Raw genomic sequence first — 5,854 nt, forward strand, 5'->3', positions numbered from 1 at the left:
TTGGTTCTGGCTGTTCCATCTCGGCTTGCTGGGCTTCAAGTTCAGCGGCCTTGCGTTCGAGGATTTCAAACGCGCTTTCACGGTCCACCACCGCATCATAGCGCGGGCCGATGGGGCTGGATGAAATCACGCGGGCGCGTGCTTCGGGCGAGCAAGGGCCAACTTGGCTTAAGGGGGGGCGGATAAAGGTGCGCTCCACCATCGTGGGGATACCTTTGGCGTCGAGAGTGGAGACCAAAGCTTCACCTACGCCCAAGGCCGTAATCATATCTTCTGTCTTAAAGCCTGGGTTAGGCCGGAAGCTTTCGGCGGCAATGCGCACCGCTTTGGTTTCGCTTGGCGTATAAGCGCGCAGCGCGTGCTGAACCCGGTTGCCCAATTGCGCCAACACGGTCTCGGGAATGTCTTGCGGATTCTGGGTGACGAAATAAATGCCAACCCCTTTAGAGCGGATGAGGCGCACCACCTGCTCAATGGTGTTGAGCAACGCCTTTGGCGCGTCGCGGAACAGCAAATGGGCTTCATCGAAGAAAAACACCATTTTCGGCCGATCCATATCGCCGACTTCCGGCAATTGCTCGAACAATTCTGACAGCATCCAGAGCAGGAAGGTCGAATAGAGTGTCGGGCTCTGGACCAGACGGTCTGCCGCCAGAATGTTGACGATGCCTTTGCCGGACAGGTCAGTCCGCATGAAGTCGCGCAGATCAAGGGCTGGTTCGCCGAAGAAGCCATCAGCCCCGGCTTGATCCAATTGCATGATTTTGCGCTGAAGGGCTGCAATCGACTGGGGTGTCACGAGGCCATATTTCTTCGACACGACGCTGTCATTTTCGGCCATATAGTCGAGAATGGCTTTGAGGTCCTTCATGTCTAAGAGGAACAGGCCCTCTTCATCGGCCATCTTAAAGGCAACCGCCAAAGCCCCTTCTTGTGCGTCGCTGACTTCCATCAGGCGGGCGAGCAGGGTGGGGCCCATTTCCGTAATCGTGGTGCGAATGGGGTGACCCTTTTGGCCATAGAGGTCCCAATATACGACAGGGGTCGACTCGCTTTTATAGTCGGTCAAACCAATCTGTTCGGCGCGCGCCTTGAACGGGGGCGAGGGCTCCCACGATTGGCTCATGCCCGAGAGGTCGCCTTTGATGTCGGCCGCGAAGACCGGCACGCCTGCGCGCGAAAATCCTTCGGCGAGGACTTGCAGCGTTACGGTTTTGCCCGTGCCGGTCGCACCGGCGACCAAGCCATGACGGTTGGCCCGCTTCAACAAAAGCTCAATAGAGGCAAGCGGCTCGCCACCGGCGCCGATCAGAATGGACTCACTCATGGGTTACACCAAATCCTTCTAAATGCTCGAGAAAAGGCCTGACTTCACCTTATTGCGGTCCGACAAACTTGTTAAGGGCAGGGGCGGGATTTTAACCCGTCACCAAGGGTCCAATCAGGCCAACAGCGGCAGCAATGGTCAGAACTCCGAACAGATTCAACGCAAAACCAATGCGCAGCATCTCAGCCTGTTTGGGCGCTCCGGTTGCATAAGCGATGGCATTGGCGGCGGTCGCAATCGGCAACATGAAGCCAAAGCTGGCAGCAAAGGTCGCCGACGCCCCAATCAAAAAGGCATCGCCCCCAGAACCTGCGACCATCGCCGTTAGAACCGGTAACATGGCTGTCAGCGTCGCGACATTAGAGGCAAGTTCAGACAAGAAGACCGTCGCGGCCACGAGGATCAAAACAACGAGCAGGATGGGCAAAGTCCCAATGCCGGCCATATAGCCACCGATAAAGGTCGACAGGCCGGTTGCTTCCAGAGCTGCCGCCATCGACAGGCCACCGCCGAACAGGATGGCAATGCCCCAAGGGATGCGCTCGGCCACATCCCAGCCGAGCAAGGCCTTGTTCGGGTCAGCTTTGTCCCCTGCGGGCACAACAAACAAAGCAACAGCCCCCAGAATAGCGATCACCATATCGGTCAAGCCTTGCAGGCCGGGCAATTTGCTCAAGGGCTCACGCAGAATCCAAGCCAGCGCCACGCTGAGGAAGATAACCATCACGCGCGCTTCTTTCTGGCTCATCGGGCCTAAAGCGCGGGCCTCTGCTGCGATGACTTCGCGGGCTGTGTCATCGCCCAAATGGGCGGGCAGGCGATAGGCGATCTTGGTCAAGATCAACCAAGCCAGTGGCACCATGACCAAAATGATCGCGCCGCCAATGGCCATCCATTCGGGGAAGCTTAACCCCACCCCATTGGCGTCCAACCACTTGGCCCCGATCAGATTGGTGGGCGAGCCGATGGGTGTGCCCACCCCGCCAATGGACGCGCAATAGGCCACACCTAACACACAGGCCGCAATCAGCTTTCGGCGGTCAGGGCCAGCCGGTGCCGCAGCGGTGCACACTGCCAGCGCAATTGGCGTCATCATCAAAGCGGTGGCAGTGTTGGAGATCCACATGGACAGCAAAGTCGTCGCGATCATAAAGCCACCGACTATGGCCGCGGGGCTAGACCCCACAGCGGCGAGTACATGGATAGCGATGCGGCGATGCAGGCCGGATTGTTCAATGGCAGCGGCAATCATAAAGCCGCCAATGAACAAAAAGATGATCGGGTCGGCATAAGGTGCCGCAGCATCAACCGGCTTTAACACCCCCAACAAGGGCAGCATGCCCAGCGGCAATAACGCGGTGGCGGCTACGGGGATCGCCTCACTCACCCACCAAATGATCATCAAAGCCAACAGGCTAAGGGCTTTCCAAGCTTTGGGGTCCAGGCCCTCGGGCGCGCCGATCCACAACATGATCCCAGCAACCAGCAACCCCAAGACAAAGCCAATCTTCTGGCCGAGGCCAGAAGTGCCATGGCCTTCTTCGAAATCTGTCTCATGGACTGGCTGTGGCATTAGGCTTCCTCAAATTGGTCACGTTTGATGACTGATAGTCAGGGTCTTAAGGCCTCGACAAGTGCGGGCGGTCTTGGCAGAGGTGAGCCATGACCCACATTGATTTGATCGCCCGCGGCCAGTCGGCAGCCTCCGCCTCCTTATCCACCCTTTTGCTCGATCAAGCGCGTCACAAACGCTTGAACTTTCAGGCTGGTGGCCTGTCCTTTGATTTTTCCCGCGCCCTTCTGAGCCAAGCTGACTTGGACGCCCTTCTGCTCCATGCCCAAGAAAGCGGGCTTGAACAAGCACGATCCGATCTTTTTGCCGGGAAAGCAATCAATGTGACCGAGGATCGTGCGGTCATGCACATGGCGCTGCGTCAGCCCGAGCGTGACTTTATGGCCAAGGGCGAAGCGATCAGCGCCGCAGTGCGCGCGGGTCGGGCCGCCGCAACAACCTTTGCGCACGGTGTTCGCGATGGGTCGATTGCGGCTTCCGATGGTCGGCCATTCAAATCCATCGTCCATATTGGCATTGGCGGGTCCGACCTTGGACCGCGCCTCGTCTATGAAGCTTTGGCCCCAACAGCGGGAAGCGACATCACATTGCGCTTTGCCGCCAATATCGAGCCCGGCGAATTGGCCGCAGCCCTTGTCGGTCTTGATCCGCGCGAGACCTTGATCCTGTGCGTGTCCAAGACCTTCACGACGTTGGAGACTTTGGAGAATCTCAAAGCTGCACGCGCTTGGCTACATGCCACGATTGGTCCAGACGATAGCGCCCATTTGGTCGCGATCAGTGCAGCACCGGAAAAGACCAAAGCGGCAGGCTTTAGGCCGGACCGCGTGTTTGACTTCAAAGAATGGGTAGGCGGTCGGTTTTCACTATGGTCCGCGGTGGGTCTGTCGTGTGAAATCGCTTTGGGGCCTGAGGTCGTGGCCGAGATGCACGCCGGTGCCGCAGCGATGGACAATCTATTTGAGGCATTGCCGCTGGCAGAAAATCCGGTTGTCATCGCCAGTCTGATCGGCTGGTGGAATCGCACGTGCCTGCAGTTCAAAAGCCGCGCCGTCATCCCTTATGCCAAGCGCTTGCGCCTGTTGCCGCAATTCCTGCAGCAATTAGAGATGGAGTCAAACGGCAAGTCGGTCGATCTGAGTGGACACAGTGTCGAAACGTCAGGCCCCGTCGTTTGGGGCGCAGAAGGCACCAATGCCCAACATGCTTTCTTCCAGCACCTCCACCAGAGCCCGGATGTAACCCCGGTTGAGTTCCTAGCCGTCGCCCAAGACGATGAGGACGCCCCTGTCCGCACGCGTATGACTTTGGCCAATGTCTTAGCGCAAGCCGAGGCCTTGACCCATGGCAAGAGCTTGGCATCGGTGACCGAGACCATGCAAGTTGCTGGTGCGAGCGCCGACCAGATTGCCGCTATCGCGCCACACCGCGTGTTCAAAGGTAATCGCCCGTCCAGTTTTGTGCTGATGGACCGTCTAAGCCCGGCCAATTTCGGCGCTTATCTGGCTTTTTGTGAGCATCGCACCTTTGTTGAAGGCAAGCTGTGGGGCGTTAATTCCTTTGACCAATGGGGCGTGGAGCTTGGCAAAGTGATTGCGAGCGAGATCGATCTTGACCTGCAAAATGGACCGAGTGATCGGCGCGATCCATCCAGTGTGGCGATGATTGAGAAGATCCGCGCCTTGCGGGCTTAACCAAACATCACTTTGGCGGCAGCGGCCTTCACGGGCAGGGTTTCAATGCCTGCGTCCTTGAGGGTCGTGATCACATCCTCAAGATTTTGTGGCGTGCAGCCATAGTCAGAAGGGTCTGGCCCCACGTCATGGGTGAAGAAAATGATCCACGCATGGCGCGCTTTGGCTTCGGCGACGAGGTCGCGGACTTGGCCGATATCATGCTGACGTCTTTCAATCCCGATGGCGCGCAATTCTGAGAAGTCGACCCGACCCGTGTTCAGACCGCGATACACGCCCCGACAGGTGAAGAATTGGCGCGCATAATAGGCTTTGGCGGCCAAACTGACGGCACCATAGGGATAGGCAAAGCTGGTCATCATCACATCGCCCAGCGTTTTGCGCATAAAGTCGGCATTGGCTTTCCGGTCTTGATCGCGGCCGGCGTCTGTTAGCTTGGTGACAAAGGGGTGGGCATAGGTATGGCAGGCGATTTCGTGTCCGGCTTGATGAAGCGCCAGAAGATCGTGGCTTTCATGCTGGGCGCGGTCTTCAAACGTCTGGCCGGTATGGCCGCCGCACACGTAAAACGTGCCCTGAATCTGGGCACGCTCCAGAATCGGAGCACCGACCCGTGCCGCCGAAAACGGAATATCGTCAAAGCTGATCGAGGCGACCGCTTCGGTGAGGCGCGATTGGATCGGGTTTAAAGGGATCGCCCGTGTGATGGCCCCTTCAATGCGCGTGAGAAGTCCAGTCGCCATGAATTAAACAGCCTCAGAAGTAAGTGCGGCACTGGGTTTGGCCAAGGTTGCCTCAATGCGCACAATATCATGCCCGTCAAAACTTGCGGGCAGTGGGCAGGCAAGGCTGCCGTGGGTGTCGTCCGTCAGTGTCAAGGTAAAGCCCAAATTCTGAAACAGCTCTAGGGCCGGGCCATTGCGGGCCGCTTTCTGATAAGAGATGGTCATCTCGTGCGCACCTGCCGCTTCACACCGTGCCGCCAGCCACGCAAAAAAGGCCGCTTCAACGCGCTTGCGCTGTACGCGGCAACTCATGAAGAAGTCCCGGATATGGCCAGTCTTTGGGTCGCCATAGGCAAAGCCGATCAGGCCATAATCGCCAAACCGGTCGGCACAGCGCAGGGTCCAAGCCTCACCTCCATTTGCGTCTGACAGCATGGCGGCGACATCGTCGCGGCTATAACGTGTGGCGGCAATATTGAGTTGGTTGGTCCGCTGCGACAATTCATAGACGCGCTCTGCATCGCTGGCCGAAAGC

At 58.0% G+C, this 5,854-nt stretch carries 5 protein-coding genes; 1 reads left to right on the forward strand and 4 read right to left on the reverse strand.

From position 1 onward, the window contains the following. Together ACOVRA_RS12855 and ACOVRA_RS12860 are read right to left on the reverse strand one after the other, a co-directional pair. Positions 1 to 1,327: helicase HerA-like domain-containing protein (locus tag ACOVRA_RS12855; protein WP_421720642.1), on the reverse strand; the 1,327-nt coding region annotated here is incomplete at its 3' end. Between the two features lie 91 nt (positions 1,328 to 1,418). Continuing rightward, entirely contained in the window at positions 1,419 to 2,900 is a 1,482-nt protein-coding gene (locus ACOVRA_RS12860) for an SLC13 family permease (RefSeq protein WP_421720643.1), read from the reverse strand. Between the two features lie 89 nt (positions 2,901 to 2,989). Here ACOVRA_RS12860 and pgi point away from each other — a divergent pair, with 89 nt between their 5' ends. Continuing rightward, positions 2,990 to 4,594, forward strand: coding sequence for a glucose-6-phosphate isomerase (pgi, locus tag ACOVRA_RS12865; RefSeq protein ID WP_421720644.1), 1,605 nt, complete (start codon positions 2,990 to 2,992; stop codon positions 4,592 to 4,594). Here the strand turns inward: pgi and ACOVRA_RS12870 are convergent. Next, entirely contained in the window at positions 4,591 to 5,337 is a 747-nt protein-coding gene (locus ACOVRA_RS12870; RefSeq protein ID WP_421720645.1) for a polysaccharide deacetylase family protein, read from the reverse strand. The genes pgi and ACOVRA_RS12870 overlap by 4 nt on opposite strands. A gap of 3 nt (positions 5,338 to 5,340) precedes the next feature. Further along, a partial coding sequence (locus ACOVRA_RS12875) for a hypothetical protein (protein ID WP_421720646.1) occupies positions 5,341 to 5,854 on the reverse strand: 514 nt, incomplete at its 5' end.

It is taken from the genome of Aquidulcibacter sp. (genome assembly GCF_049239865.1).
Lineage (GTDB): Bacteria > Pseudomonadota > Alphaproteobacteria > Caulobacterales > Aquidulcibacteraceae > Aquidulcibacter.